This is a genomic window from Mycobacterium sp. JS623 (genome assembly GCF_000328565.1).
Lineage (GTDB): Bacteria > Actinomycetota > Actinomycetes > Mycobacteriales > Mycobacteriaceae > Mycobacterium.
On sequence record NC_019966.1, the window covers coordinates 1,647,467 to 1,673,119 of the forward strand.

Here is a 25,653-nt window from a genome sequence, read left to right on the forward strand (position 1 = left end):
CCGACTAGTCCCGAGTCTCAGCGAACGTTGACTCCCTGTGCGTAAGGAGTTCCCATGGCTGCATGCCAAGCAGACCAGCAAGGCGCCGCTGCATCTGGACGCCGGACGGCAGCGGGCGCGGTCTCGCGCATGCCGCTGCCGCCGAGCAAGGAGATTAGGATGGCCGATTTGCTTGACGCCGTACTTCAGGCCCACGGCGGACTGGACCGCTGGAATCAGTTCACCCGCGTAGTAGCGACCATCGTCACGGGGGGAGAGCTCTGGGCCATCAAGGGCCAACCTCAGGATCCGCTGCCAAGGCGGATGTCCGCCACATTGCATCACGAGTGGGCATCGGTACGACCCTTCGGCGCGGATGACCAGAAGACCGACTTCACTCCTGGACGCGTCGCGATCGAAAAGCTCGATGGCGCAGTTGTTTCCGAACGAACTCACCCTCGCGCGTCGTTCAACGGCCATGAATTCTCGTCGCCGTGGGACCCGCTACAGCGCGCCTATTTCAACGGCTACGCGATGTGGACCTACCTCACCACACCATTTCTGTTGAGGCTTGAGGGCGTTTCGGTTTACGAAATAGCCCCGGTTACCGAAGACGGTCAAACCTGGCGCGGTCTACAGGCGCGGTTTCCATCGCAGATCGCGACGCACAGTTCGGCGCAGGAGTTTTACTTCGGAGACGACAATCTGTTGCGTCGCCACGACTACCGTGTCGAAGTCGCCGGAGGCTTCCCTGCCGTTCAATATGTTCACGACATCGTTGAGGCCGACGGCATCAAGCTGCCCTCAAAACGGTTGGCCTACCTAGCCGACGACCAAGGTAACGCAATACCCGATCGGGTGATGGTCTCAATCGACCTCAGCGACATCGGCTTTGAGTAGAGCAACACGGCACCGAACACCGACCGCCTCAGCGTGGCGGTAAAAGCGTGATCGCTGCGCCCCACAATGCCCCAGGGTTGATTCGCCCGGGGTGTAGCCGCAGCACCTCCCCGTAGAACTGGTCGGCGGACTCCGACGACTCGAGCAGGCGGCGCGCGTCCGTGAGGTAGCGCCGAGTTGCCTGGATCTGTGACGGGTTGTTGAAGGCGTTCGGGTCCTTGTGACCGGCAATTACCGTCGCAGGGCGCAGTGCTTCGGCGGTGTCTAGGGCTACTAGCCACTCGTCAATGCCGGTGACTCCGCCGGATTCAGTCAGATACAGATGCACACCGTTGTAGACGACATCACCCGCGACAAGCAGGCCCATCTCGGGCACATGCAGCATCGTCGTCGCATCGGTATCGGTGTGACCGACCTCGACCGGAACCAGCGCTGCACCCTCGAGTTCGAAGCCCTCGTCGACGGCGGACACGTCCAGTTCCCCCGACGGCAGCTGGCCCGGGAACACCCGATCCCAGAACTCGGCGCGGAACTTTGGATCATTTTGTGCCGCCATCATTTTGGCGGTTCCTTCCGTCGCCAGCACCGTGACGCCAGGGAATCTCTGCAGCAGAGGGATGGCCCCGAACCAATGGTCCCCGTGGCCGTGGGTGATGTAGATCTGGCGCAGTTGGCGACCCGACGTAGCGATCCAATCGCCGACGTCTTCGGCTTGTGCTGTGGTGAGTGGCGGATCGACGAGCACCGCGTCGCGGCTACCCATGATCAGCGTCGAGGTGATCGGCGACCACATTCGGGTCCTGCCATCGGGCAGCGGCCCTCGGCCCGATTGCGGAATCTGTTTTGTGACAAAGGTTCTGTAATGCAATTTCCGGTTCACTTGGCCACCTCTTCGATGGCGTCGATGAAGTCGAGGATCAGTGTCGCGACGGTCCCGGGGTACTCGGCGTGCACCCAGTGCCCGCCCTTGTCGATGACTTTGACGTCGGGTTGGTCGAAGCGCGGACTGATGGTGTCGACGAGCTGTTCAGTGACGAAACCGTCGGCGCCGCCGCGGATGATCGTCACCGGACCGCGGTATGCGCTCGTCGCAGGTGCATCGCTGATCCCGGTGTTCCAGACGTCGACGTAGTGGGCCGTGACATCTCTAGCGACTGGGGCGCCGATGCCGGTGAGCCGGTCCAGCTGCTCCTCGCTGAGGTGAGGCGACAACTCGGCGCGCAGGCGGCGTTGCGCCGCATGGTCACCACCAAGGGCGCGGAACGGGGCGACCACCTCGTCGGGCAACTGCGTGCCGCCGAGCGGGACGGGGGTGAGCAGCACCAGTCCGCGAACGCGGTCGGGATGCTGCGCGGCCACCAGTTCTGCGACCTGCGTGCCAAGACTTTGGCCGACGACGATTATCGGACCATCGATGCGCGCGATGATGTCGGCGGCCTCGGTGGCGAGCGATTCCAGCGTGACAAGGCATGCGTCATCGACCGACGCGCTTCGCGTGCCGAAGCCGGGGAGGTCGTAGCGCACGACCCCGGCCTCGCCGGCAAGGCAATCGACCAGGCCGTCCCATATCGACGCGTCGTCGAGGAAGCCGTGGATCAACAGCAATGTGGGCGCGCCGGCTGTGTCCGCTGGTGTGCGAGTGACGCGAAACCCGTTCGCTGAGTTAGTCATTATGACGCCGCCTTGGTGGAGCCCGACGGTGACCATTCACCCGTGTCGATGGGCGAGTAGTCGGTGGCGCGCCCGTCGAGGCGGCCGGCGCGCAGCGCGGTGAGCTCTTCGACCAGTTGTTCGGGGAGCGGCGTGGTGAAGATGTTGTTCACCATGGTGTATTCGCCGGCGAGTCGCCCGAACGCTCCCAGTGCGCCGGTGTCGATGCGCCCGTTGGGCAGATACAGATCGTCGCGGATGTGGATGCGCGTGACTCGTCCCCACACGACATGGTCCGGCAGCGGTGGCATCGGGATGATGCGGTCCACCACGCATTCGAAGGAAATCGGCGCTTCACTGATGCGCGGCGCGGAGATCACTTCGGATGCAGCCTTCTTCAGGCCGAGGGCCTGGAACTCGTCTACGTCGCTATCGAATTCGTACGCGGAGCGGTGCACGGCGTCCGCCAGCCCGATGTTGGCGATATTGACGACGAACTCACCTGTGTCGCGGATGTTGACGAATGTGTCTTTGAGCGTGGTCCCGTCGGAGCGCGGCTGCAACGTGATCGAGAGCACCGGCGGGAAACGTCCGACGACGGTGAAGAAGGACACAGGCGCGACATTGCCCACTCCGGTGGTCGACTGGGTGCTGACCCAGGCGATTGCGCGCGGCAATATGCTGCCGATGAGAAGTTTGTAGCTCGACGTCGGGTCAAGATCGCCGGGGTCGATGGTGATCATCATTTTCTCCTTTGTTCAATTCGCCTGCGGCCATACGGCGTTCAACGAGTCGCTGCTTGTCGGCTTGGCCTGGATGCTGATGATTCGCCAGCCTTCGGGGCCGCGCACTACCTCGAAATGAGCAGCCAGTCTTTCGATCTCGCTGCCGTCGGTGCGACGGCGTGACCAGATCACTTCGACCGCTGCGCCGTTGGCGTGATAGGCCGATACTCTGAAGTCGGGCACTGCGGTGTCTCGGTAGTCTTCGGCGCGTAACCTGGTCTGCAACGCGTCCAACAGCGCCACTACAGAGGGCTTGTCAAGAAACCACCGGCTGCCTTCGTCGTCGCTCCAATTCAGCGGTGCGGACCAGTAATCGAGGATGAACTCAGGCCCACGCGCGACCCTGCCGGCGCCGACTCCGATCCAGGTCGCCAGATAATCGGCGAAGAACCAGTTGGCGACCTCTTCTTCAGTCGTCTGCTCCGGCAGCAGCACGACAGCGGTATACCAGACTGGACCCACGTTCAGTCGATCCGGATAAAGCGCCACCATTGCATCGAAATACTCACGCGGACTCCGCTTTTCGGCGAGTAGCCGCCGTGCGTTGAGCAGGTAATCGCGGGTCTGCTCGATGGTCGCCGGGTCGTCGGGCAGTCCCTTGTTCTTGTGTCCGGCAACGACAGCGGACGGCTGTAGCGCCGCGACCTTGTCCAACGCGACCAGCCAAGCGTCGATGCCGCCGCCAGCACTCTCCAGAAGATATTGATGGACTCCGTTGTAAACCACGTCGCCAGCGACGACCAGACCGATCGAAGGAACGTGTAATACCGTGGTGTCATCGGTGTCGGTGTGGCCGACCTCGACCGCGAGCAGCCGGTGACCTTCCAGTTCGATCCCGTCGGCCGGCATTGTGCGGTAGTTCACCGGGCTAGGCGGAATCAGGCCGGGAAAGTCGACGTCCCACAGTTCGGCGCGGCCGACAGTGCCCTGCTGATGCATCATCGCGATCGTGCCGGTGGTCGCATACGCCACCGCGTCGGGAAAGCGCTGTAGCAGAAGCTCGGTGCCAAACCAGTGATCACCGTGCCCGTGGGTGGCGTATACGGCGGTCAGGTGTTTGCCAAATGCTTCGATCCAATCGCCGACGCGTTTCACCTGCTCGTAGGTGAACGGTGGATCGACCAGGACGGCGTCGCGGTCACCGTAGATCAACGTGGAGGCGACCGGAGACGAGATGATCGGGCTGCCGTCGGGTAGTCGCTGCTCGCGGTGGCGTCGCAACCCGTCATTGACCAGAACTTCGTAACGCAATTCGGACATGTCATTATCTCCTTCAGAATCAGGTGTTTTCGGGCTTGATGAGATGCGCGGTGAACCAAGCGATGGCCGCGCCGCTCGCTTCGTCGAACCGCTTCACGTACGGATCGAAATGATCGCCGTCGATGGTGACGAGCTTCTTTGGCTGCAAGGCCTTTTCATAGGCAGCCAGAGCGAGGTCGGTGACGGTGATGGTGTCGTGCAGGCCCACGACCATGAGCAGGGGTGTGGGCGAGACGCGGGTGATCCATGTGCCCGGCTCGTACATGCGGGCGGCGCGCGTCGACCGAAGTGTCATGATGTTTTCCCACATGCCGTCGGGCACCGGTTGGGTGTAGAACGCGATCGCCTCCGGTGACCGGTAGGCCGCAGGCACCGACGGGTCGGCGCTGACCACAGCCTGGGTGGCCGGTGGTGCGCCGCGGAACTGTTGGCGTTCGTCGTCGGCGAACGCCGCCTCCAAGGCCGGCACCTGGTCGGGCGCGACGCGTCGCAGGCCCTGTTGATAGCCGCTGATGGTGGGGACTTGCGCGACGACGGCCCGGAGCCGTCGGTCGGTGGCCCCCAGGACGATCGCGTGGCCGCCGGCATAGCTACTGCCCCACAGGCCGATCCGCTCGGGGTCTACGAACGGTTGGCTCTCCAGGAAAGAGATCGCCCGGCGCCAATCGGCGATCTGCACCCACGGGTCGATGTCGTTCCGCGGCGAGCCTTCGCTGGCCCCGAAGCCGCGGTGGTCGTGCACCAGAACCACGAATCCCGCTTCGGCGAAAGCCCTGGCGAAGCGCTCGAGCCCATGTTCTTTCACACCGGCGAAGCCGTGCGCCATGGTGATGGCCGGATAGGGACCAACGCCGTCGGGAACAAACAGCCAGCCCCGCAGAATCACATCACCGTCGGCGGTGAATTCGACGTCTTGTCGGTGCATCGTCGGTTCCTTCCACGGGTCTTCAAGCGGCACAACAACACGATGTCCGCACTTCGTCCGGATAGGAGAGACCGCAATGACCCTGGTATTGGGAGGAACAGGATTACGCTCGGCTGGTGGCGGAGCGGGTCAACGCGCTTGGCGATTATCTGCGGGCCCGGCGTGAGCAGCTGCGGCCCGAAGACGTCGGGTTGGTGGCCGGCTCACGGCGAAGGGTAGCGGGCTTGCGCCGTGAGGAGCTGGCACTGCTGGCCGGGATCAGTGCCGATTACTACCTGCGCCTCGAACAGGGCCGCGACAAAAACCCGTCGGCCCAGATACTCGACGCGCTCGCGCGGGCGCTGCGACTCGACATCAAGGCCACCGAATATCTCCACCAGATCGCCAACCCGTCGACGGCACGACGCGATTACACGGGTGCCGAGGCGATGCCCGAGGGTACGCAGGAGCTGATCGATCAGTTCCCGATGCCTGCGATCGTGGCCAGTCGGTGCCTTGACGTGTTGGCGGCCAACGCTGTCGCCCAGGCCCTGTCGCCAGGCTTCGTGCCAGGGACGAACTTCCTTCGGTGGCGGCTGTTGGAACCCGCTGCCCGCGAGCTCTATGTCGATTGGGATGAAGCGACAGAGGTCGCAGTCAGCGGGCTGCGTGAAGCGGCTGGCGGCGATCCCGACGATCCGCGCTTACCGTTGTTGATCGACGAATTGTCCGCCGCCAGTGCACGATTCAGAGAATTGTGGGCACGCGCGGATGTTGGCTACCGGGTAGGCGTCCTCCACATGCGCCATCCGAGGGTGGGCGACTTGTACCTGCACCGCTACCGGCTCAACATCCCGCACTCCGGCGGACAGCACATGCTGATCTATCACGCTGACCCTGGCAGCGACTCGGCCAGAGCCCTCGAGGCACTTCGGCAGACCTGACGAAGGCTGTTCCCGCCACTACCAGGATCACCTGGGCCAGCTTGTGCATCGTGTTTCCGGAATCCGGAACACCTTCAGCGCGCTGATGGAGTGCGACATCGCACGAAAAGCGTTATGGAAACGGAGTTTCTCTTGTCCACCATTCACTTCCATCAGACCACCACGTCGACCCCAGAGCAGTTCGTCGCGGGACTCACCGACTTCGGACCAGGCCGCGAGAAGGTCTTTTCAAACAGCGCCGATTCCTACCTCAAGGTGCATCACCAGGGTGCCCGCGAGGCCGAGGTCACCGAGGGCTCAGGTGGTATATGGGAGCGTCTGCAATACGACTGGTCCGATCCCAACCACGTCAAGCTCACGACCACCGACTCGAACGTGTTCGGTGGCGCATCGGGCTACACCTACACGATGACCCGGCAGCCCAACGGAAAGACCGACGTCGACGTCGTCATCGTCCGCGAAGGCAAGAACCTCAAAGGGCGGGTGCTCTCGGGCGTACTCGGCACTGTCGGCAAGGGTTCATTGCGAAAGGCTTTCGTCAAGAGCGTCAAAGCCATCGAAGCGCGCGGCGCGGCAGTCTCGTAGGAAATTTCGAACCGTGTCGATGGAATCTCACGCCACCGAACGCAACCAATGGTTGCGCGTGTATCCGATTGCGCTCGGCCTAGGTGGTCTAGGCGGGGCGTGGCGTACGGCTGTCGGATTCGGCGCCCCCGGCTGGCCGGCAGTGAGCTTGGCGGCACTGTGCCTCGGCGTCTGGACGACGGTCACCGTCATGTACGTGGTGACGGGTCGCGGGGATCCACGGGCGTTCATCGCCGACTTGCGCCACCCGGACCAAGGCTTCGCGGTGGCCTACATTCCCTTGATTCCGCTGGTGCTCTTGGCGCAGGCCCCCCGCGCACGGACATTCAACGTCCTTGACCTTGCCGTTGCAGCGGTGTGGGCCATTGCGACGGCAGCGCTTGTGGCGCATTGGATCACGACGCCGCGGGAACGTCACGCCATCCATCCCGGCTTCTCGTTGCCCGTTATTGGCGGACCCTTCATCGCCTGTATTTCGTTGCAGGCCAACGGCTGGCATTCTCTCGCTCAGGCGAGCTTCGCCATCGGAGTGCTCTTCTGGACGATGTTCGGTACCTTGATCGTTGGCCGCCTGATGACCGAGGAACGCCTCAGCGACGCGCGCTTTCCCACGTTAGCGGTGTTGATGGTCCCCCCGGCCACTGCGAGCATCGCCTGGTTTGCGCTGAACGACAATCGGATCACCACGGTCGGCACCGGACTGGCGGGCGTGCTGGCCATGATGGCGCTCATCCAGCTGTTCATCCTTCCCGAGTACCTCCGCCGCCCGTTCACGATCTCCGCGTGGTCGTTCAGCTTCCCGTTGGCATCAACGGCGAACACCGTGTGCCACTGGGCGATTGCGGCACCTAATCCTGAGAGTCGGTTGCTCGCCTGGGTGACGCTGGTGATCGCCACCGTGGTTATTGGATTGCTCGCCGGCCTCACGATATGGAAGGGGTTGACGGTGCGCCGCCCGCCAAATCGATCCCGACAAACTCACCATCCCCGTCTTCGCGCGCTCGCTGATCTATGAAACAAAGACCGTTCGGGGGGTTTGGCTGTTCCGCTGGTTCACCGAGACCCCGAAGGATCGGATTGCTGTAGCGATCGACCGGACAATTCAGCTCGCCGACGGCGGCGCGTTGCGCGTGCCGGAGGGCCAGCCGATCCCCGTCGAAAAGTTCAGCGAAGCCGTCTATTTGGCCGAAGCCCCCGCGCACGGGGCCAAACCGCTGCTGGTGTTCGAACCGCTGTAGGCAGACATATCCGGCAAACCGGAGCTGACGGCCGCAGAGAAGATCGCCGATGCCCTGCCGAGCACCGCCGACGGCGAACAAGCGCCCGGACACGTTGGCCAGCCGCCGCGTCACGCGAAGCGCCGTCCGCCGACCGTTAAGTGAGGGCCTGGCGCTCGGTGATGAAGGTGGTGCCGCTGGTGTTTACCTCCGGTCAGGCAGTTCGGCGTACGCGATGCCGGTGAGGTTGCCTTGCAGGGCACGGATGGGGCGGTGACCGGATCCGTCCAGCGCCGCGATCCAAATGTTGCCGCCCAGGTCGGTGACGAACATCCGGTTGTGTTCTGGGTCTAACGCGATGCCGATGCCCTCCATCAGGTGCGTCGCCACGGTCTTGATCTCGCTCCTGCCGATATCGTCTAGCGGAGCCCGGTTGACGGTGTTGCCGTTCGGCGGGTCGCCACGGTCGGTCCAGTACAACGTCCTTGTGGTGTGGTCGATTTCGAGATCGATCGGCTCGGGCAGGTCTTTGAACACCACCTCGATATCGCTGCGGCGCGTCGCGGATTCGCCCGCCGGAACATCGATCCCTGCGCGCAGAATCCGGCCGAACCCGGCATCGCTCGGACCCTTCTGGGTCCAGTACAGATGCCCGCCAACGTGGTCGACGGTGACGCCGACACACCAGTTCGTCTCGTCGCGGCGGTCCTCGTCGCCGTCCCCGGCCTGCACCAACGTCTCGACGTTCGACCCGTCCAGGTCGCAGCGCATCACTCGCATTCCTTCGCGGTCACCCCAGTACAACTTGCGGCCATCCAGGTCCAGATGAAGCTGCTTGGGGGTGTAGGTGCCTCCGCTCGGGACGATGGTGGTGCGGTCGTGCCCGTCGAGGTCTGTCCGCTCGATCGAGCCGTCGTTGGCCGACGGCACCCCCATGTTGGTCCAATAGATATGCCCGGCCGCCACGTCGACTGCGATACCGTCGGGGACCCGGCAGCCGGCGACAATGACCGTCTTACCGGAGCCATCGGGATTGATCGAGAACAGTCGGCCGCCGCTGGCTTCGAGCACGAACAGTTTCTCACTGAGGGTTGTCATCGTTGGTCCTCTCGGTTTGAACAGCTTGGGATTCGAGACGTTCGTCATGGAGACGAGTTGAGCGTGATGCCAAAACAGCAGCGCTCAGTGATGTGGCACGCATGTAGTCCGCGACGACGAATGTTATTGGCGTCATTGACAACACGCCTCAGCATGGTTGCTCCTACCCGAGGGGTGGCTGGTGCTTGGCTCGCGTGGCGATCAAATCGCACAGCATCTCGTCACGATGCGCGGCGAGCTGGTCGATCGACTGGCCGTCCGCTTCTTCGAGGACACCTTTGATGATCTGTTGCTGAAGCTCCGGGGTGAGGACGGGGTTTCCGAGCCCCGGCCACCCGGCCGCCATACGCGGCATCAGGGTATCCATGAAATGCTGGATCCCGCCCTGACCGCCGCCGAGGTGCCACAGCAGATTGGGACCCATGACGCCCCAACGCAATCCGGGCCCCCACGACACAGCGTCGTCTGCGTCGGCGACGTCGAGCACGCCCTCGCTGATCAGATAGACCACCTCCCGGTAGAGCGCCGACTGGATGCGGTTCGCGACGTGGCCCGGCAGCTCCTTCTTCAGATGAATGGGCTTCTTTCCGATCGAGGCGTAGAAGTCCATCGCGTCATAGACCGTCTCTGGGTCGGTCTTCGCCCCGCCCACGACCTCGACTAGGGGGATGATGTGTGGCGGGTTGAAGGGGTGGCCGATGACGGTTCGCTCCGGACGCCGGCATTGGGCCTGCATGACGCTCATCGTGATGCCTGACGAGCTCGAGGCGATGATCGCGTCGGGCGGCGTCCCCTCGTCGATGTCGGCGAACAGTTTGACTTTCAGTTCTGGACGCTCGGGCGCGTTCTCTTGGACGAAGTCAGCGTCGGCGAGGGCCGCCGACAGGTCCGAGGTGAACTTCAAGCGATCCGGGGAGGCTCCGGGGGCGAGACCCAGCGTCGTCACGGCATCCCATGCGCCCTCGACGTAGGACCGCAGCGCCGCGTCTGCGCCCGGAGCCGGATCGGTGGCCGTCACATCGAACCCGTGGGCAAGGTAGTGCGTCGCCCAACTCGCACCGATAGTTCCTGTACCGACAATTGCAATGCGCTCCAATGGCTTTGGCAGTGTCATGACTGTTGACTCCTTTAGTTGGTCGGTCTGTTAGCGCCCGTGCCACACGGGTGCACGCTTTTCGGCGAACGCCAGGGCGCCTTCGCGGGCGTCCTCGCTGTCCAGCAGGCCGGACGCGCTCTCGGCCTGGCGCTTGAACGCCTCGACGTCATTCAGGCCCTGCGTTTCCCGCAGAACCTGCTTCACCCTCGCCAACGCAAGCGGTGCATTCACAGCGATACGCTGAGCAAGCTCCTGCGCTCCGGCCAATGCCCCGCCTGGTGAAGTCAGTTCACTGAGAAGGCCGTACTGGTTGGCGTCGATAGCCGAAATCGGCTCGCCGGTCAGCAGCACCTTCAGAGCGACGTGGTAGGGGAGTCGCTGCGGCAGGCGGATCACGCCGCCCTCGCCTGCGATGAGCCCCCTCTTCACCTCGGTCAGCCCGAATTTCGCGTTGTCCGCCGCGACGATCAGGTCGCAGGCCAGCGCCATTTCGAAGCCACCGCCTAATGCCCATCCCTCGACGGCCGCGATTAGCGGCTTGCGGACCACTGCCTGGGTGAGCCCGCCGAATCCACGACCGGGAAGGATCGGGGTCTGTCCCCGCGCGAACGCCTTCAAGTCCATGCCTGCACTGAACGTCCCGCCGGCGCCGGTGAGTACCCCAACCGCCAGCGTCGGATCCGCGTCAAGGACATCCAGCGCGGACGCGAGATGCTCTGCGACGTCGCGGCTGACTGCGTTCTTCTGCGCCGGACGGTTGATGGTGATCGTCAGCACTGAATGATAGCGGTCGGTGAGCACCAAATCCGTCGCTACTTCGGTTGTGGTCATCTCGCGGTCTCCTGTTCTGCGGCAAAGGGAATCGCCTTCTGCTCCCGTAGCTGGTTGATTTCATCCGCGCTGAATCCCAGATCTGCGAGGACTTCGGTGTTGTGCTCGCCGTGCTCGGGTGCGCCCTGGGACGGCGCCCTTGGTAGCCCGCGCAGAGTGATCGGATTGTTGACCGTGAACTCCAGGTCTCTGGCGCCTTCGATCGGCACGACGATGTTGGCCGCGCGCAACTGCGGATCCTTGGCCGCCTCTTCGGGCGTTTTGACAACGCCGTAGGGAATGCGGGCCTCGTCGAGCACCTTCTTCCAGTGCGCCAACGGCTGCTTCCTGAACTCCGCGTCGAGTAGGTGGGCCAACTGTGAGGCGTGCTGACCGATGGTCTTCGGGTCGGCGAAGCGCGAGTCGGACAACAAATCAGACCGCCCGATCGCTTTGGCCAATGCCGGCCAAGCCGACTGCCTGGCGGCCAGCATGAACCAACGGTCGTCCTGGCTTTGGTACGGGTTGGTCATCGCGTTCACCGGCGCAGTGCGGTCGTGCAGCTCGTACGGCTTGCCGCCCGCAAGCGCCGCCGACACCAGAGTTCCTGTCGCCCATACTCCGGTCGCCAACAAAGAGGTGCCGACATTGGCACCCCGCCCTGTGCGTTCCCGGTGGTACAGCGCGGTCGTGATCGCGGCGTAAATGGCGGTGGCCGTGGTGTAATCGCCGCTACCCCATGGCGGCGACGTCGGTGCGGCACCCGCGTCGCGGGTCGACGCCAGCAGCCCGCTGCGTGACCAAAACGCGGTCAGGTCGAACCCTGGCAGTCTGGCATCCGGTCCGGCATCCCCGAACCCGGTGATGTCGGCGTAGATGATCCGCGGATTCCAGCCCGACACTTCCTCATAGCCCAAATGCAAGGCCTCGCGGGTGCCGTGCGGGTAGTTGGTGATCAATACGTCGGCCCATTCGACCAGACGCTTGAGGATCTTCGTCCCGCCTTTTGACTTCAGATCGATCGCCATGCCGCGTTTGTTGCGATTTGCCAAATGCCAGCTGTAGTTTCCCGGGGCCGCGGGGCTTGGTGGCACCGAGCTCAGCAGTCGCTGCGGGTCGCCCATTCCTGGTGGCTCGACCTTGATGACGTCCGCACCGAAGTCGGACAGCATCGTCGCTGCAGCTGGGGCCGCGATGAAGCTCGCTATTTCAACGACTTTCAGGCCGCCGAACACGGATTGCTCTGTCTGCTTTGCCATTTCCATCACCTCTAAACGAATGCGCTAAGGCCGGTGATGGATTTGCCGACGATCAGCGTCTGCATCTCGCGGGTTCCCTCGTAAGAGTAGAGCGCCTCGGAGTCGGCGACAAACCGGCCGATGTTGTAATCGAGCACGATGCCGTTGCCGCCGAACAATTCCCGCGCCCAGTGCACGGTCTCACGCATTCGCACCGTGCAGTAGGCCTTCGCCAGCGCGGACTGTTCATCCCGGTACACACCCGCTTGCTGCAGCTGGGCCAGCCGCGTCATCATCCCGGCGCACGCCGTGGCGTTGCCGAGCATCTTGACAAGCAGGTCCTGAACCATCTGGAACTTGCCAATCGGACGGCCGAATTGAGTGCGTTCCTCGGCGTACTGCAGTGCGAGCTCGTACGCGGCGAACTGCACCCCTACCGCCTGCCACGCCACACCGCTGCGCGTCCGACGCAGAATTTCCGCCGTGTCCCTGAACGAGTTCGCGTTCTGCAGCCGATTGGCCTCAGGAACCCGGCACTCATCGAGCATGATGTCGGCGTTCTGCACGATCCGCAGCGCGAATTTGTTCTCTATCTTCGTCGCGGTGAGCCCAGGCGTGCCCCTCTCCACCACGAAGCCCAGCACCCGGTTCGTCTCGACATCGCGGGCCCACACCACCACGAGATCCGCGAACGTGGCGTTCCCGATCCAGCGTTTGGCACCGTCGAGAATCCACTCGTCGGCCTCGCGGCGGGCGGTGGTCTCCATGCCGCCTGCCACGTCGGAGCCGCCGTGCGGCTCGGTCAACGCGAACGCGCCGATCTTCTCGAAACGGCTCATCGCGGGCAGCCAGCGGCGCTTCTGCTCCTCGGATCCGCAGGTGAGGATCGCGCCCATCGCCAACCCCGAGTGCACTCCGAAGAACACCGAGAGCGACGGATCGGCATGCGCCATCTCCATCGCGGTGATGCCCGTCATCAGGTTGCTTGGCGCGGGCTCCGACGAATCGGGGTCGGCCCAATCGAGCAGACCCAGCTTCGCGAAACCCTTGACGAGCTCATGCGGGAACTCCGCCCGTGCCCAATAGTCGTCGACGATTGGTGCAGCCTCAGTGCGGAAGAAGTCGCGGATACGGGCGACCTTTTCGCGCTCTGAATCTGACAGAAGCTCCTCGTAGGCGTAGAAATCGGCCGGCAGTAACCCCGACTCCAGGTAGGACTGGTGCGTAGCCGGCAGGTCCACTTTGACGGTCATGGTGTCCTCTCTTGATCGTGTCTCTTGAGCCATGCATCCACCATCGGGCCGTTGCCGATGGCTACGGGATGCCGCGTTGATCCCGGGTACTGGCAGGGCATAGGCTCCAGCCGTGGTGCCGAAAGGCAACGCGCTGGGGGATTTCCTGCGTGCGCGGCGGGACCAGGTTCGTCCCGAGGATGTCGGGTTGGTTCCCGGCGGGCATCGCCGCGCGCCTGGTTTGCGTCGCGAGGAGCTGGCAATGCTCGCCGGCATCAGCGCCGAGTACTACCTGCGACTCGAGCGGGGCCGCGCCCAACATCCGTCCCCCCAGATTCTCGAGGCCCTGGCTCGGGCGCTGAAGCTGGACGCCAAAGCCAGGAACCATCTTTACGACTTGGCAGAGCCGACCGAGCCGGACACCGGAGAGGTGGACGCAGGGATTCGGCCGTTGGCCGAGCTAGTCGATCAGTTCTTGATGCCGGCCCTCGTTGCCAATAGGTATCTGGACGTCGTGGCGGCGAATCCGCTCGCGCGCGCGCTGTCACCCGAGTTCACACCGGGGCAGAACTTTCTGTGCTGGCGCTTATTAGATCCCGCTGCCAAGAAACTCTATGTCGATTGGAACGAGGCGACTGATTCCGCGGTGAGTGGATTTCGCGAATTCAGCGGTCTGTGTCCGCTGGGGGATCCTCGCCTCAAGGCGTTGCTCGCTGAATTATCTGCTGCCAGTCCACGATTCAGGGAACTGTGGGGACGCGCGAACGTCGGTTACCACCGCTCGGGAATCCACCAGCTGCGTCATCCCCAAGTCGGTGAACTATTCCTGTACCGGAACCGGCTCAACGCACCCGGTTCCAGTGGGGACCACGTGATCATGTATCCCGCCGAGCCCGGCAGTCCCTCCGCGACAGCATTGGAGAAATTGCGCTCTCTGTCCAATTAACGACGACGAACCTTCAAATCATCGGGTCTACAGTGTCATTGGGTGAATGCTCGATCGGGTGATACGGCGCTGTGGCGATGTCGCTGACGACCGCACATCCACAATGCCGGCGGGCAACATCTGCTCATTTAGCACCCCTTCAGCGACGATCAAGCGACCGGTATCGCAGCTCCAGCCCGTCGAGTACCGCCCGCAGACCCGTGTCGAAGGCCCTCCGATCGACACGCTGCTGCCGTGTGGCGAGCAGGTGGGCACCATCGAGGTGCGGGTAGCGGTTGCTGTACACGGCGGCGTCGGTGGGGAAGGCCGAGGCGAACGACCCGAGCGCCGAGCCAAGCACGAAGTAGCGCACGACCGCACCGACGCTGATCGCCTCGCGGCGTGGCCAACCCGCCGAAACCAATCCGCCGAACACTTCGTTGGCAATCCGCAGCGCGTTCGGGCGGCGACCCAAACCCGCCGCCAGGACGGGCACGATGTTGGGGTGCGCGGCGATCGCGTCTCGATAGGTCCGGGCCCATTTCTCCAGCGCGGCACGCCATTGCAGATTCTCTGCGCTCAGTTCGGCGAACATCGATGTGTCCACGCTGGCCAGCACCGTATCGACCACGTCGTCCAGCAATTCATCCTTCGTGCCGACGTGGTTGTAGAGGGAGGGTCCCGCCACACCAAGCTCAGCGGCCAGCCGCCGGGTCGACAGCGCTTCCAAGCCCTCAGAGTCCGCCAGCGCCAGAGCGGTCGACACGATCGCCTCGCGGCTCAACAGCGGGTTCGCTGGACGTCCCACCTCGCCCCCTCACGCTCGTCACCACCCAGCCGCCAAGTTACCTTGCACCGCTAGTTTTCGCTCCGCCGCGGGGCCGTGGCATGGATCACGTTGTTAAACTACCACCGCTAGTTTAATCTGATTCCAAGCCGGGCGGTAGCCGAAATGGCCTCGACGTGAAGCATCTTCGCCTTGCCCCGGCCAAATCCTCATGCCGGTGGGCAGTCACCGGTCTTCAGCAACAGGAGGTGGCCGATGCGCCGCACCATCTTTAACGACGACCACGACGCGTTCCGCAAAACCCTGCGGGCGTTCATCGAAGCCGAGGTCGTCCCGGTGTTCGACGAATGGTTCGACGCGGCGCAGGCGCCGCGCGAGGTCTACTACAAACTGGGCGAATTGGGCCTGTTCGGAATCGAGGTGCCCGAGGAATACGGCGGCGCCGGCGAGGAGTCGTTCAAGTACCAGGCGATCGTGACCGAGGAAGTCGCACGCGCCGGCGTGGCGTTGGGCGGTAGCGGTGTGCATGTCGGGCTGTGCCTGCCTTATCTGAAGGCATACGCGACAGCCGAACAGAAGCAGCGTTGGTTGCCGGGGTTCGTCACCGGCGAGATCATGTTCGCGATCGCCATGACCGAGCCCGGCACCGGATCCGACCTGGCGGGCATGAAGACCACCGCCAAGTTGTCCGAGGACGGCACGCATTACGTGCTCAATGGCGCTAAGACCTTCATCACCGGCGGCGTGCACGCGGACCGTGTCATCGTCTGCGCGCGCACCGCCGCGCCCAAGCCCGACGATCGTCGTTTCGGTATTTCGCTGTTGGTGGTGGACACCAAGTCCGAGGGGTACAGCGTGGGCCGCAAACTCGACAAGCTTGGCCTGCGTACGTCCGACACCGCCGAATTGTCATTCACCGACGTCAAGGTTCCGGTTGAAGACCTACTCGGCGAGGAGAACCAGGGCTTTGCCTACCTCGGCCAGAATCTCCCGCAGGAACGGTTAGGCATCGCGATCGGAGCCTACGCCCAGGCCAAGGCTGCCGTCGCGTTCGCCCACCAATACGTCGCGGAGCGAACAGTTTTCGGCAAGCCTGTGGCGACGTTCCAAAACACGAAGTTCGAACTGGCCGCATGCAAATCCGATGTCGATGCCATGGAGGCAGTCGTCGACCGCGCGCTGCAGGCCCACGACGACGACGAGCTCAGCGCGGCCGAGGCGGCTTCGGCCAAGTTGTTCTGCACAGAGACCGCCGCCCGGGTGATCGATCGTTGCCTGCAGCTGCACGGCGGCTACGGGTACATCAACGAATACCCCATCGCCCGCCTGTACGCCGACAACCGCGTTCAGCGAATCTACGGTGGCACAAGCGAAGTCATGAAGATGATCATCGCCAAGGACATGGGTTTGTGATGGCGAACCAGATCGTGGACACCGGGCGCGCACTGGGCGCCGTCGGCTTGAGTACCGCCCGCAAACTGCCGTTGGCCGGTCAAATCTTCGGTTCAACGCCGCGGCTCCCCCTCAACGGCCGCGTCGTGTTCATCACCGGGGCGGCTCGCGGTATCGGTGCCGAAGTCGCTCGCCAGGCTCACTCGCGAGGAGCGCGTGTCGCGCTGGTCGGTCGTCGACTGAAACCTTTGCAGCAGTTGGCGTCTCAGCTAGGTGACGGCGCGGCGGCATTCCAGGCCGACGTAAGCGATCTGGATGCGCTCCAGCGCGCCGCCGACGCCACCGTCGCGAGGTTCGGCGGCATCGACGTCGTGGTCGCCAACGCCGGCATCGCGCCGCCTTCCGAACCCATCCTGACCATCGATCCCGCGGAGTTCGAGCGGACTGTCGACATCGACCTGCTCGGGCAGTGGCGGACGATCCGCGCCACTCTGCCCGCGGTGATCGAGCGCCGCGGCCACGTTCTCGTCGTCGCGTCGATCTATTCGTTCGTCAATGGCGCGCTCAACGCGTCGTACGCCGCCAGCAAGGCAGGGGTTGACCAGCTCACCAGGGCGCTGCGGGTCGAACTCGCCCATCATGGTGCCACTGCCGGTGTGGCGTACCTCGGCTTCGTCGACACCGACCTGGTGGGCGATGTGTTCGAACAGCAACAGGTTGCCGAGGCGCGCGCGATCATGCCCACATTCGTCACCAAACCGATCCCGGTGACCAAGGCGGGCCGTTCGCTGGTTGACGGCATCGAATCCCGTGCCGCAACAGTGACGGCGCCGGGCTGGATCCAGCCGTTGCTGCCGTTGCGCGGCCTTGCCGGGCCGCTGATGGACGAATTCATGCTCGCCAACGCCGGGTTGTCCCGCGCGATCCGCAGCGCGGAGCGGGTGCCACGATGAGCCTCATCGCGCCCCAGGATGCGGCCTTCTTGTTGGGTGAGACGCCGGCGCAGCCCACGCACGTCGCTGGGCTCGCCATCTACGAATTGCCGCCGAACGCCGGCCGAGACTACGTCGGCGGGTTGTATCGAGAGCTGCTGAGGCCCTGGGTGACCCACGAAGCCGAGAATCGCTAGTCGATCGCGCCGATCATCCTGTTGGCGTCGCTTCGGCACTGGTGCTTCCACCGGCCGGCACATCTCGGTGGCCATCTCCCTATAGACCCGGTAGCCGAAATCAGGCCGATAACCATGGATCTCGGGAGTGTTGAGTAGGGGGGCAACGAGCGATGACCGTGCCGCCCGTTGCAATTGACGCCGCTAGTTGTCGACAGTGACGCAGGGGTTGCGTAATCGTCCCAATCCTTCGATGGTGGAGTGGATGACCGATCCTGCGGTCAGGAATCGCGGTGGTGTGCGCGAGTGGACCACCTCGCGCAGTTCCTGAACCAGCTTGACCGCATCGGGGCGGAAGTCGTTCAGGAATTCCCCGACAGCTGCGTACCAATAGCGCCCGGCAAGGACAGCGCAGACCTTTCTGCGCTGGCCACCGGCTGATCACGCGCCATTGCAGTGCAGGTTCGGTCAGATCAAGGCTGTTCGTCGCTTGCAAGGCTGCGTCGTGCCCGCTGCGGATCGCGGCCTCGAACCCAACGCACCAGACCCCGTCGTCAAGGTCCGCCCGGGCGAACACGATTCTGAAACGCGGCCTCGACGCTGACGCGGTTCGAGGAGTCAATTCGATGAAATCGCACATCTTCATCGGGGGCCAAATCTGGTTGGCCATTCGATGGGCGGCTACTTGGCTGTCGAGTTGCATATCAATAAACCGGGCCCGTGTAACCCGACCGCATATCTCCTCACCGAAGCCTCAATACGGACAAGAAGATAAGGGATACGAACATGAACATCACCAAACCGGCGTTGTCGTCAACACTTCTCGCCCTAGTGGCGGGCGCCGCGATCGCGGTCGCTGTGCCCGCCACCGCGGCCAACGTCACTCCCGGTCCTGTGATCGCCGGACCCACCGCCGCGGGCGCGGCGGCCACCGCACCCGCCGGCCAGGTGGGCGGACCTGTGGCCTTACCGCCTGGCGGCCCCGTCACCGTGCTACCCGAGGCCGCGCTCGGCGGTGGTGCGAATCCGTACGTGCCCTACGGCACCGACCCCCTCGTGCCGTTCGGCGCGTGGACCCCATGACGCTCGAGCAACAAGCATTCGAGATGCGCTGTGCGACATCGTGTCACCACGAGCGGAAATTCGTCGACAATATGGGGGGCAGCGCTGCTCACTTCAGCGCGCTGCCTGCGCGCCACTGGTCCCAGGGGATGGTCCAGTCGCCGTTCTGAGCGAGCGTCAACGGTGGTCCGCCCGTGTTTCGGACTTCGACGACATCGCCGGGAATCGAGAAGTCGTAGAACCATTTCGCGTTGTCGCCGTTGAGATTCAAGCAGCCGTGGCTGGTGTCGGTGTTGCCCTGCGCCCACACAGTCGCGTCGAGCTGGTGCAGATAGATCCCGTCGGTGCTGATGCGCGTCGCGTAGTTGATGGTTTCCCGGTATCCCAGCCGCGAGTTCTTCGGCAGGCCGAAGGTGGAGGAGTCCATCACCACCGGATTGCCCTTGTCGAGGACCGTGTAGATGCCCGGCGGCGTCCAGAACGACAGAGTCCGACCATTTACCTGCTCGGTGCCGCCCATGCCCATCGACGTGGGCATCGTGCGCACGAGTGTGCCGTTGCGGTACACGCTGACCTGATGGGTGTGATCGTCCGCGATGGAAACGTGAGACTCACCGATCGTGAACTTGACGTGTTCATCCTGCTGTCCGAACACGCCTTGGGCTAGCTGGATTCCGTAGATCTTCGCATCGACGTTCACCGTCGTGCCCGGTGTGTAGTAGTGCTCCGGGCGCCAGTGCACGTTCTGGTCGTCGACCCAATTCCAGGCACCCGATACCGCGGGGGTGCCCGCGACGACCAGCCGCCGCTCGGCCTCGGCCTTGTCGGTGATCGGTTCGTCGAAGTGCGCCACGATGACAACGCCCACTCCGTAGGTGGCGCCGTCGGCCAGCGCCGCCTCCGAGGCGGTCTGAAAGGACACCTTGGTCTGGTTGGGTGGGGTCAGTGTGGAGAACGAAACTGGTTGCGTCACGGCCTTGCCGCCGGGCCCGCGGCTGGTGATGGTGATCGTGTAGGTGCGCCCGTAGCCCAGCGGCACGACGGGATGCCAGAACTTCGCGTCGGGGGTGAGTACGCCGTCGACTGGCTTGCCGGCGTCGTTGACCATCGCCACGTCGGTCAGCGTCCCGGTCTGTGCACTGATCGACACCGGGGCGATCGGGTCGACATCCTGGGCGCCAGGCGCGGGCTCGATCTTGAGCGCGGCGGGCTCAGCCGGGTCGGATGGGGGCGCGCTCGCGGGCAGCGATCCCTGGGCACAGGCACCCAGCATTACGACCAGGCTCATAGCAAGAAATAGTGCGAACAGTCCCGACGCGATATGGCGAAACATCCTGTGCGCCTGGCAAGTAAGCCATTGCAGCCTGTGCGCAGCCATGTCACGCTCCCGTCCCCCCGACCATCGCCTCGGTGGTCTGCTCGGGTACATGCCCGCGCCGAGGTGGGCCTAATCGACGGGCCGGCTCGTGCCCGCGGCCAGCGACCGTATCGCCTGCGTACTAGTGCAATGCGGATCGAACGCCAAATGCTATGCCCGGCATCGTTCGTAGGCGTTGATGAAACCCTGTTCCGTTGGCTCCGGCCGGTAGGTGCGTACGGTGCAGCCGCCGAGGGTGACGGCAACGGGGCCGGTAGTGCGAGCGTTGTAGTCGCGGTGCCCTTGCAGCTGATCGGTGGCGGTGTAGAGAAGCGGCGCAGGCAGCGTAGCGACGGTCGGTAGGTGTCGCGCGGCAAGCGCCAGCGCGGTCGCGGGGTCGTGCGAGAAGACCTGCTCTGAGATCCAGACCGGCGGTACCTGGGGCGCGTTGATCGTCATCGCGTCGGCGTGCGCAATGGTTTGGTCGGCGTTGAGCACGCTCCACACCTGCAGTTCCTGGCCTGTCGGGAAACGTTGAGAGGCGGTGATCTGCGCGGAGCCTGCGTTGCCGCTCGTACTGACCGTCCATGTACCACTGGACAATTGGGGGAATTGGGCACCGAGGCCGGTGATTGCGGCGCCGACTGCCGTGTAGCCGGCATCGGGCATGTCGATGACGCCGAAGCTGGGATGCCCGCGGTCGGGGTGCGCCGACCCGTCCGCAGAGTGTTCAACCGCGGCACGCAAAGTAACCGTGGCGCCGGGGAATTCGTGACGCAACCCGACCCAGTCGCGGGCCTGCGCCACGATCTGAGCGGTGTTGGCGACCACGCGTTGTCCACTGTCGACCGCGAAGAGGTCCGCGCCGTGCCGCACGTCGAGTTCGGTGTCGTAGCCGCCGTAATCAACGGCGCGTAGTCCGTCCAGGTAGCGGGCGGCGACAGCGCCGACCTGTTCGGCGGTCGCGGCGTCGCTGACGTCGACCGTGAGCCAGAAATGAACGTTGCCCTCCGCGTAGCGATCGGCGAAGTCGGTATTGGCGCCTGCCACCCCCGGCAGAGCCCGGATCTGCTGAGTGAGTTTCTCGGCGTCGGCCCGGCGATCGGCTGGTGCCTGATGGCAGCCGATCAGTGTCAGTGCGACCGCGATCACCAGGCAGCTGACTCTCCACCACGCGCGGATCGCGACGGACTGGGCTTGCGGCGTCATTCGGTGGCAAGTGGCATCAAGAAGGTGCCGACGTCGTAGGCGGCCATCAACATTCCCTTCGCCTGTTTCGATGATGGTCCGATCGGCAACGATCGCGTCCAGCTGGTCAGATGTAGTACTTCTCGTTGCCAGTCGGGTATCCACCTCCGGCGGTGGCGATGTGGACGTGGTCGTAGTGATTGGCGGTTTCTGAGCCCATTTCGGGCATGTACTGGCCCGACTTCGGTCCCAGGTAGATGGCATGCCGCCAGATCACGTGGTCGAGGTTCCATCGTTGCGCGTTGGCCAACGCGAAGCCGGCGATCTGGTTGCCGAGGTCGATGCCTGCTGGGGAGTCGTGGTCGGGAATCATCACATCGATCGCCAACCCGTTGGGGTGCCATTTCAGCGCGTCCTGGCGCCAGCCGCCGATCGTGGTGATCTGGGGAAATAGCACGCTGATGGCTCGTGCCACCCGAATCGTGTCGACCTGCAGCCCATTTTCGGGCGCGACGCCGGCCGGCAGCTCGAAGGGCATGGCCGTGGCCGTGGGGGCGGGCGCATTCGCCGCCAACTGCGCGGCCTCGGCGGCAGAGGCGATCTGAGGTGCGCCCGGCCAAGGTGCCGGTCCCGCTGCATCGGCGCTCGGAGCCGCCGCGCCCGGTGGTGGTGCCGGGTTCGCCGCAGCGGCGGTCGAGATCGCGGCGCAGCACGATTGCTCGGCGTGGGAAGCAGACTGTGATTCTTGCGCGTACACCATGCCGCCAGCGAGTGTCAGCGACGCGGCAAGCGCCAGCCAACGGCCACGGCCGTTAGCCAACAGGTTTCGACGCACGATTTGCGATTTTACTGCGACCGTTGATGCAGTTCGTGCATCTCCAAGATTCTCGTTGAGGTTGATCCGCGGCTCAACGCCGAGACCAGGCAGTAATCAATGCTGGCAGCATGGCCATCCCATCTGCGGTGGCGATTTCGTTGCACAGGGTGGATTGCAGAGTCTCGAGGTCGGCGAGCCGACCGTCAACGTCGCCGGGTCGTTCGGCGAACGGCCGCATGAGTCGCCATGAGTTAGCAACGTAGGCAGCGTGTTCGGTGTCCTCGGCGGTGCCGACCGGTGCGCTGATGGTCAGTGTCGGTGCGGCTAAGCCCGCGCGCCGGAAGAGCCGATGCAGCGTGGTACCGAACTGCGGGTCCAGCCCGGCGCCGCGGAACGCGCTTGCGATTGCCTCGGTCGCGGTCTCCCATGTTGGTAGCCACGGAACGCTGCGCGCGGCCGTCACGTCGAATTCGCAGAATGCGATTACGCCCCCGGGACGCACCAAGGTGGCGAGCCGCCGCAAAGCCGCGACCGGGTCGGGAAGGTGCATGAGGATGAGCCGTCCGATGACCGCGTCGACGGGTTCATCGGGCGTGATGTCGTCGACGGCGCTGCGCTCGAATGAGACAGTGGTGACCCTGTTTTCGGCGGCCCGTTGACGTGCTAGTGCCACGATGTCGGGGGAGGCGTCGATCCCGATCACCCGGCCTGTGGGTCCGACCAGGCGCGCTGCGATGAGTGATACGTCGCCGGGTCCGCACCCAATGTCCAGCACGCGCATCCCGGGCTCAAGACCCGCAACGCGCAGCGCCTGATCGGTGGGCTGCTCGTAGAGGTGCGCCTGTAGCCGCAGCCGCTGAACTTCCGCGTCGGCGTGACCGAGCAGGTAGGACGTTGTCGTGCCAGATAGCGGGTTGCGCCCCAGCGACGCCGCGTCGAGAGCGGAGATGTCGTGGTGATCAACCATTGCTGTGGCCTAAGCGTTTTGCCGGGCTATTCGGTACGCGAGACGCTGACGCGTCAGCGCTAGGTGAGTACTGGACGCAGACCAAGGAAACATCGACGGTGATGATCGCGAGGCGTTGGTCAGCGGTGCCATCTTCGCCGCGCCGGTAGATGCGGCGACGGGTTGGGAACACGAAGTTGTCGAACGTCTTGGAGTCGTCCGTGTAGTGCGCGACCGGAGCGCTGCCAGTGACATCGGGAGCGTAGTCCATCCGGCGCAGCATGAAGTGCTCGTCGTAATAGAAGACCTGATCGGAATTGTGGTTGGCGTTGCTCGACGGAAAGTGCACTGCGAGGCGCCGCCAGGTTTCGTCGCCTTCCCGCCATGGGTCGATTTCGCTGACCTGTACGCCGGGGTAGGTGAAGCTGAACGGCTGGGTGAAGTAGTTCCAGTTTGCGGCGCTGGTGAAGTAAGCGGCCTGGATCGCATCCCACTTCGTGGTTTGCAGGTCAAACGGGGGAAAGCTCGACCGCGGATCGGTGCGCTCCTCAACGACGGTGCCGTTACGGGTTTGGATGGCAAGCCGTTCTGGATCCACGTCGAATACTGAACAGTGATCAGGCCCAGGAAAGGCTGTCGTCGTGATGTGTTCGCGGTGGGCGTCCATCGAGACCGTCAGTGTGGACGCCAGGTTCGGCCAGCCTCTAGGTGCCCAAAATGGCCCTCCCACTGCGATTTCGGCGGTGACTGTGGTGACGTGGGTCCAGTTCGCCAGCCTGCCGTGGGCGTCCAGCACATTATCGAGAAGCTCGCTGCTCATCTGTATCTCCTTAATTGGGCGGTGTATTAGGGGGCGGTGTTGCAATAGTGGCAATGGATTGCTTGATGAGACCGGCGACCTCGTCGGGTTGATCCCATTGGGGCCAGTGGGATGCGCGATCGATCAGGTGCACTTCAGAGTTCGTGAATAGAGCGCTGATGTGTTGTGCCACATCAGGGGTCAGATTCGGATCATCGCAGCCGAATATCACCGACACCGGCACCTGGACGGTCTGTAGTAGGGCGGATGCGATCACAGCATCCTGCCGGTCTAGCGCCGCGGGAAGACCGCGGGTCCATGACCGGATTTCGGCGAGCGCATCGGATTGGCTGTTGTCGCCGAAAAATTGCGGCACGATTGAGCAGGCGCCGATGCCGTCTGGGGGAAGGCTGCCATCGAGGCCGAAGCGACGGCCGGTATAAGCCAATAGCCACAACCTCTGGCTGGGGTCGTTAACGAGAGCGTCGGTTAACGGTTTCAACGCGGGATCGGCCATCAGAGCTATCATTTCGGGTAACCGAAGGTTCGGCTGACGCCCGTAGTAAGTGTTCAGCAATACCAGCCGGGCAACGCGATCCGGGTGGGCCAAGGCGAACTCGACGGCTTCCGGTCCCGATGCGTCATGTCCGACCAGCACCGCCTGCTCGAGTTGTAGGGCGTCGCAGACGGCCAGGAGCTCTTGTTGACGGCTGATGGCGCTCGACTCTCCCGAATCGCGCCGGCTTGATCGCCCGTAGCCGATCCAGTCGAATGTCACCACCCGCTGCGGGTCGAGTGGACCGATGAGCCGGGCGTAGATACGGGAGTCGTCGGGAAATCCGTGCATCGCCACGATCGCCGGAGTGCGGCCTGGATGGTCGCGCACATACAATTGACCACCGTCGTAGTCGAGGAGTCGTTCGGTTGGTTCATCCATGGTGCTGGCCTTCGTTGTGGCGGCGTCGATCTCGTTAGGTTTGCTCGAGTTCGACGGGCACCGGCAGTATGAGTAGCGACAGCAGTTCGGCGAGCTTGGCATCGAGCAGGCGGCCCACCTCGGTGATGCGGGGATCTCCAAAGCTGGCGAACCGTGTCGAGGGTTGGTCGATGCTGAAATGGGTTGCGCCGGAAGAATCCTCATAGATCGCGGTGCGCAGCGGGGCATAGAGCATGACCGCCGGGTTGTGGCGATACATCGTCTCCACAACCACGTTATTGCCCATCATGTAGGTCATCACTCGGGTCTTGTGCCCCAGTAGCCGCATCATCGGTGTGGGATCCAAGGACCAAAACCGCGCAAACGTGTGCGGTGTGTGTTCGGCGGTGTAGCGCACGACTTCGTCCAGGTCGCCCTTTTCCAGCAGGGCTCTCAGTTCAGCTGACCCGATATCGGGGACAAGTGTCTCGTAGCGTCGGCACAGATCGTCGAAGCCGCTATCGGAGTCGATCACCAGGCGATTGACTTGGTGAGCGACGACATGGGTGCCGGGGGGGCTGGCAACAGACGACATCACGGATTCCCTTCTCATATTGGATTTTCTGTCCTCAGCAAGATGGCTAGCTGAGCATGACTT

Annotated in this window: 28 protein-coding genes; 10 read left to right on the top strand and 18 right to left on the bottom strand. The window is 63.8% G+C overall.

Annotated features, from left to right (window positions below):
• Positions 1-129: 129 nt before the first annotated feature.
• Positions 130-879 carry a hypothetical protein gene (locus MYCSM_RS07975; RefSeq protein ID WP_232425736.1) on the top strand — a complete coding sequence of 250 codons (750 nt, stop codon included), beginning with the start codon at positions 130-132 and terminating at the stop codon, positions 877-879.
• Between the two features lie 28 nt (positions 880-907).
• On the opposite strand, the gene MYCSM_RS07980 is transcribed toward MYCSM_RS07975, so the two are convergent.
• From MYCSM_RS07980 to MYCSM_RS08000, 5 genes are all read right to left on the bottom strand, one after another.
• Complete coding sequence (locus tag MYCSM_RS07980; RefSeq protein ID WP_198345012.1) at positions 908-1,672, bottom strand: MBL fold metallo-hydrolase; 765 nt, start codon at positions 1,670-1,672, stop codon at positions 908-910.
• Positions 1,673-1,755: 83 nt separating this feature from the next.
• Positions 1,756-2,550: an alpha/beta fold hydrolase gene (locus MYCSM_RS07985; protein ID WP_015305635.1), complete on the bottom strand. Its 795-nt coding sequence runs from the start codon at positions 2,548-2,550 to the stop codon at positions 1,756-1,758.
• Positions 2,550-3,272, bottom strand: coding sequence for a flavin reductase family protein (locus MYCSM_RS07990; protein ID WP_015305636.1), 723 nt, complete (start codon positions 3,270-3,272; stop codon positions 2,550-2,552). The genes MYCSM_RS07985 and MYCSM_RS07990 overlap by 1 nt, the downstream gene beginning before the upstream one ends.
• Before the next feature lie 15 nt (positions 3,273-3,287).
• Positions 3,288-4,574, bottom strand: a complete 1,287-nt coding sequence (locus tag MYCSM_RS35815) for an MBL fold metallo-hydrolase (protein WP_015305637.1) — start codon at positions 4,572-4,574, stop codon at positions 3,288-3,290.
• Positions 4,575-4,593: 19 nt separating this feature from the next.
• On the bottom strand, positions 4,594-5,499 hold the full coding sequence (locus MYCSM_RS08000; RefSeq protein WP_015305638.1) for an alpha/beta hydrolase: 906 nt from the start codon (positions 5,497-5,499) through the stop codon (positions 4,594-4,596).
• Between the two features lie 116 nt (positions 5,500-5,615).
• On the opposite strand from MYCSM_RS08000, the gene MYCSM_RS08005 reads away from it, so the two are divergent.
• The 3 genes from MYCSM_RS08005 to MYCSM_RS08015 all read left to right on the top strand — a co-directional run bounded on the left by MYCSM_RS08005 (position 5,616) and on the right by MYCSM_RS08015 (position 8,022).
• Positions 5,616-6,422, top strand: a complete 807-nt coding sequence (locus MYCSM_RS08005) for a helix-turn-helix domain-containing protein (RefSeq protein ID WP_015305639.1) — start codon at positions 5,616-5,618, stop codon at positions 6,420-6,422.
• A gap of 132 nt (positions 6,423-6,554) precedes the next feature.
• Positions 6,555-7,007, top strand: coding sequence for a hypothetical protein (locus tag MYCSM_RS08010; RefSeq protein WP_041313508.1), 453 nt, complete (start codon positions 6,555-6,557; stop codon positions 7,005-7,007).
• Positions 7,008-7,026: 19 nt separating this feature from the next.
• On the top strand, positions 7,027-8,022 hold the full coding sequence (locus tag MYCSM_RS08015) for a tellurite resistance protein-like permease (RefSeq protein ID WP_015305641.1): 996 nt from the start codon (positions 7,027-7,029) through the stop codon (positions 8,020-8,022).
• 406 nt (positions 8,023-8,428) lie between these two features.
• On the opposite strand, the gene MYCSM_RS08020 is transcribed toward MYCSM_RS08015, so the two are convergent.
• The 5 genes from MYCSM_RS08020 to MYCSM_RS08040 form a co-directional block, all read right to left on the bottom strand.
• Positions 8,429-9,322 (bottom strand): hypothetical protein, encoded by an 894-nt coding sequence (locus tag MYCSM_RS08020; RefSeq protein ID WP_015305643.1) that lies wholly within the window; start codon positions 9,320-9,322, stop codon positions 8,429-8,431.
• Positions 9,323-9,485: 163 nt separating this feature from the next.
• Complete coding sequence (locus MYCSM_RS08025) at positions 9,486-10,436, bottom strand: 3-hydroxyacyl-CoA dehydrogenase NAD-binding domain-containing protein (protein ID WP_015305644.1); 951 nt, start codon at positions 10,434-10,436, stop codon at positions 9,486-9,488.
• 30 nt (positions 10,437-10,466) lie between these two features.
• The gene (locus MYCSM_RS08030; protein ID WP_015305645.1) at positions 10,467-11,249 is read right to left on the bottom strand and encodes a crotonase/enoyl-CoA hydratase family protein; all 783 of its coding nucleotides are present in this window, start codon (positions 11,247-11,249) and stop codon (positions 10,467-10,469) included.
• Positions 11,246-12,487, bottom strand: coding sequence for a CaiB/BaiF CoA transferase family protein (locus MYCSM_RS08035; protein WP_015305646.1), 1,242 nt, complete (start codon positions 12,485-12,487; stop codon positions 11,246-11,248). Before MYCSM_RS08035 ends, MYCSM_RS08030 begins: the two co-directional genes overlap by 4 nt.
• A gap of 11 nt (positions 12,488-12,498) precedes the next feature.
• Positions 12,499-13,719, bottom strand: coding sequence for an acyl-CoA dehydrogenase family protein (locus tag MYCSM_RS08040; protein WP_015305647.1), 1,221 nt, complete (start codon positions 13,717-13,719; stop codon positions 12,499-12,501).
• Between the two features lie 112 nt (positions 13,720-13,831).
• On the opposite strand from MYCSM_RS08040, the gene MYCSM_RS08045 reads away from it, so the two are divergent.
• Positions 13,832-14,644 (top strand): helix-turn-helix transcriptional regulator, encoded by an 813-nt coding sequence (locus MYCSM_RS08045; RefSeq protein WP_232425737.1) that lies wholly within the window; start codon positions 13,832-13,834, stop codon positions 14,642-14,644.
• A 139-nt stretch (positions 14,645-14,783) separates the two neighbouring features.
• Here MYCSM_RS08045 and MYCSM_RS08050 read toward each other — a convergent pair whose 3' ends face one another.
• The gene (locus MYCSM_RS08050) at positions 14,784-15,431 is read right to left on the bottom strand and encodes a TetR/AcrR family transcriptional regulator C-terminal domain-containing protein (protein ID WP_015305649.1); all 648 of its coding nucleotides are present in this window, start codon (positions 15,429-15,431) and stop codon (positions 14,784-14,786) included.
• Positions 15,432-15,665: 234 nt separating this feature from the next.
• Between MYCSM_RS08050 and MYCSM_RS08055 the strand changes: the two genes are divergently transcribed.
• The 5 genes from MYCSM_RS08055 (at position 15,666) to MYCSM_RS08070 (ending at position 18,993) form a co-directional block, all read left to right on the top strand.
• Positions 15,666-16,823: an acyl-CoA dehydrogenase family protein gene (locus tag MYCSM_RS08055; RefSeq protein ID WP_015305650.1), complete on the top strand. Its 1,158-nt coding sequence runs from the start codon at positions 15,666-15,668 to the stop codon at positions 16,821-16,823.
• Positions 16,823-17,755, top strand: a complete 933-nt coding sequence (locus MYCSM_RS08060) for an SDR family oxidoreductase (RefSeq protein WP_083906255.1) — start codon at positions 16,823-16,825, stop codon at positions 17,753-17,755. Before MYCSM_RS08055 ends, MYCSM_RS08060 begins: the two co-directional genes overlap by 1 nt.
• Positions 17,752-17,931, top strand: a complete 180-nt coding sequence (locus MYCSM_RS08065) for a hypothetical protein (RefSeq protein WP_015305652.1) — start codon at positions 17,752-17,754, stop codon at positions 17,929-17,931. The genes MYCSM_RS08060 and MYCSM_RS08065 overlap by 4 nt, the downstream gene beginning before the upstream one ends.
• A gap of 240 nt (positions 17,932-18,171) precedes the next feature.
• Positions 18,172-18,351 (top strand): hypothetical protein, encoded by a 180-nt coding sequence (locus tag MYCSM_RS37055; protein WP_157681293.1) that lies wholly within the window; start codon positions 18,172-18,174, stop codon positions 18,349-18,351.
• A 345-nt stretch (positions 18,352-18,696) separates the two neighbouring features.
• A complete protein-coding gene (locus tag MYCSM_RS08070; protein WP_015305654.1) occupies positions 18,697-18,993 on the top strand; it encodes a hypothetical protein in 297 nt (98 codons plus the stop codon).
• 88 nt (positions 18,994-19,081) lie between these two features.
• Here MYCSM_RS08070 and MYCSM_RS08075 read toward each other — a convergent pair whose 3' ends face one another.
• The 7 genes from MYCSM_RS08075 to MYCSM_RS08105 form a co-directional block, all read right to left on the bottom strand.
• The gene (locus MYCSM_RS08075) at positions 19,082-20,245 is read right to left on the bottom strand and encodes a L,D-transpeptidase (RefSeq protein ID WP_442928525.1); all 1,164 of its coding nucleotides are present in this window, start codon (positions 20,243-20,245) and stop codon (positions 19,082-19,084) included.
• 255 nt (positions 20,246-20,500) lie between these two features.
• Entirely contained in the window at positions 20,501-21,538 is a 1,038-nt protein-coding gene (locus MYCSM_RS08080; RefSeq protein WP_015305656.1) for a hypothetical protein, read from the bottom strand.
• A gap of 106 nt (positions 21,539-21,644) precedes the next feature.
• Positions 21,645-22,352 carry a hypothetical protein gene (locus MYCSM_RS08085; RefSeq protein WP_015305657.1) on the bottom strand — a complete coding sequence of 236 codons (708 nt, stop codon included), beginning with the start codon at positions 22,350-22,352 and terminating at the stop codon, positions 21,645-21,647.
• Between the two features lie 73 nt (positions 22,353-22,425).
• On the bottom strand, positions 22,426-23,301 hold the full coding sequence (locus MYCSM_RS08090; protein WP_015305658.1) for a methyltransferase domain-containing protein: 876 nt from the start codon (positions 23,299-23,301) through the stop codon (positions 22,426-22,428).
• Positions 23,294-24,100 (bottom strand): hypothetical protein, encoded by an 807-nt coding sequence (locus MYCSM_RS08095; RefSeq protein WP_015305659.1) that lies wholly within the window; start codon positions 24,098-24,100, stop codon positions 23,294-23,296. The genes MYCSM_RS08090 and MYCSM_RS08095 overlap by 8 nt, the downstream gene beginning before the upstream one ends.
• Before the next feature lie 10 nt (positions 24,101-24,110).
• Positions 24,111-24,932, bottom strand: coding sequence for an alpha/beta fold hydrolase (locus tag MYCSM_RS08100; RefSeq protein ID WP_257720733.1), 822 nt, complete (start codon positions 24,930-24,932; stop codon positions 24,111-24,113).
• Positions 24,933-25,050: 118 nt separating this feature from the next.
• Positions 25,051-25,590: a DUF302 domain-containing protein gene (locus MYCSM_RS08105; RefSeq protein ID WP_015305661.1), complete on the bottom strand. Its 540-nt coding sequence runs from the start codon at positions 25,588-25,590 to the stop codon at positions 25,051-25,053.
• Positions 25,591-25,653 lie beyond the last annotated feature (63 nt).

What these genes read in the sequence shown, in the direction of transcription:
- MYCSM_RS08095 (WP_015305659.1), bottom strand. Translation starts at nt 24,100, where the DNA reads ATGAGCAGCGAGCTTCTCGATAATGTGCTGGACGCCCACGGCAGGCTG.
- MYCSM_RS08035 (WP_015305646.1), bottom strand. Translation starts at nt 12,487, where the DNA reads ATGGCAAAGCAGACAGAGCAATCCGTGTTCGGCGGCCTGAAAGTCGTT.
- MYCSM_RS08030 (WP_015305645.1), bottom strand. Translation starts at nt 11,249, where the DNA reads ATGACCACAACCGAAGTAGCGACGGATTTGGTGCTCACCGACCGCTAT.
- MYCSM_RS08060 (WP_083906255.1), top strand. Translation starts at nt 16,823, where the DNA reads ATGGCGAACCAGATCGTGGACACCGGGCGCGCACTGGGCGCCGTCGGC.
- MYCSM_RS08070 (WP_015305654.1), top strand. Translation starts at nt 18,697, where the DNA reads ATGAACATCACCAAACCGGCGTTGTCGTCAACACTTCTCGCCCTAGTG.
- MYCSM_RS08075 (WP_442928525.1), bottom strand. Translation starts at nt 20,245, where the DNA reads ATGCTGGGTGCCTGTGCCCAGGGATCGCTGCCCGCGAGCGCGCCCCCA.
- MYCSM_RS07990 (WP_015305636.1), bottom strand. Translation starts at nt 3,272, where the DNA reads ATGATCACCATCGACCCCGGCGATCTTGACCCGACGTCGAGCTACAAA.
- MYCSM_RS08040 (WP_015305647.1), bottom strand. Translation starts at nt 13,719, where the DNA reads ATGACCGTCAAAGTGGACCTGCCGGCTACGCACCAGTCCTACCTGGAG.
- MYCSM_RS07980 (WP_198345012.1), bottom strand. Translation starts at nt 1,672, where the DNA reads ATGTGGTCGCCGATCACCTCGACGCTGATCATGGGTAGCCGCGACGCG.
- MYCSM_RS08025 (WP_015305644.1), bottom strand. Translation starts at nt 10,436, where the DNA reads ATGACACTGCCAAAGCCATTGGAGCGCATTGCAATTGTCGGTACAGGA.
- MYCSM_RS08105 (WP_015305661.1), bottom strand. Translation starts at nt 25,590, where the DNA reads ATGTCGTCTGTTGCCAGCCCCCCCGGCACCCATGTCGTCGCTCACCAA.
- MYCSM_RS08020 (WP_015305643.1), bottom strand. Translation starts at nt 9,322, where the DNA reads ATGACAACCCTCAGTGAGAAACTGTTCGTGCTCGAAGCCAGCGGCGGC.
- MYCSM_RS08015 (WP_015305641.1), top strand. Translation starts at nt 7,027, where the DNA reads ATGGAATCTCACGCCACCGAACGCAACCAATGGTTGCGCGTGTATCCG.
- MYCSM_RS08090 (WP_015305658.1), bottom strand. Translation starts at nt 23,301, where the DNA reads ATGGTTGATCACCACGACATCTCCGCTCTCGACGCGGCGTCGCTGGGG.
- MYCSM_RS08000 (WP_015305638.1), bottom strand. Translation starts at nt 5,499, where the DNA reads ATGCACCGACAAGACGTCGAATTCACCGCCGACGGTGATGTGATTCTG.
- MYCSM_RS08065 (WP_015305652.1), top strand. Translation starts at nt 17,752, where the DNA reads ATGAGCCTCATCGCGCCCCAGGATGCGGCCTTCTTGTTGGGTGAGACG.
- MYCSM_RS08080 (WP_015305656.1), bottom strand. Translation starts at nt 21,538, where the DNA reads ATGACGCCGCAAGCCCAGTCCGTCGCGATCCGCGCGTGGTGGAGAGTC.
- MYCSM_RS08055 (WP_015305650.1), top strand. Translation starts at nt 15,666, where the DNA reads ATGCGCCGCACCATCTTTAACGACGACCACGACGCGTTCCGCAAAACC.
- MYCSM_RS35815 (WP_015305637.1), bottom strand. Translation starts at nt 4,574, where the DNA reads ATGTCCGAATTGCGTTACGAAGTTCTGGTCAATGACGGGTTGCGACGC.
- MYCSM_RS07985 (WP_015305635.1), bottom strand. Translation starts at nt 2,550, where the DNA reads ATGACTAACTCAGCGAACGGGTTTCGCGTCACTCGCACACCAGCGGAC.
- MYCSM_RS07975 (WP_232425736.1), top strand. Translation starts at nt 130, where the DNA reads ATGCCGCTGCCGCCGAGCAAGGAGATTAGGATGGCCGATTTGCTTGAC.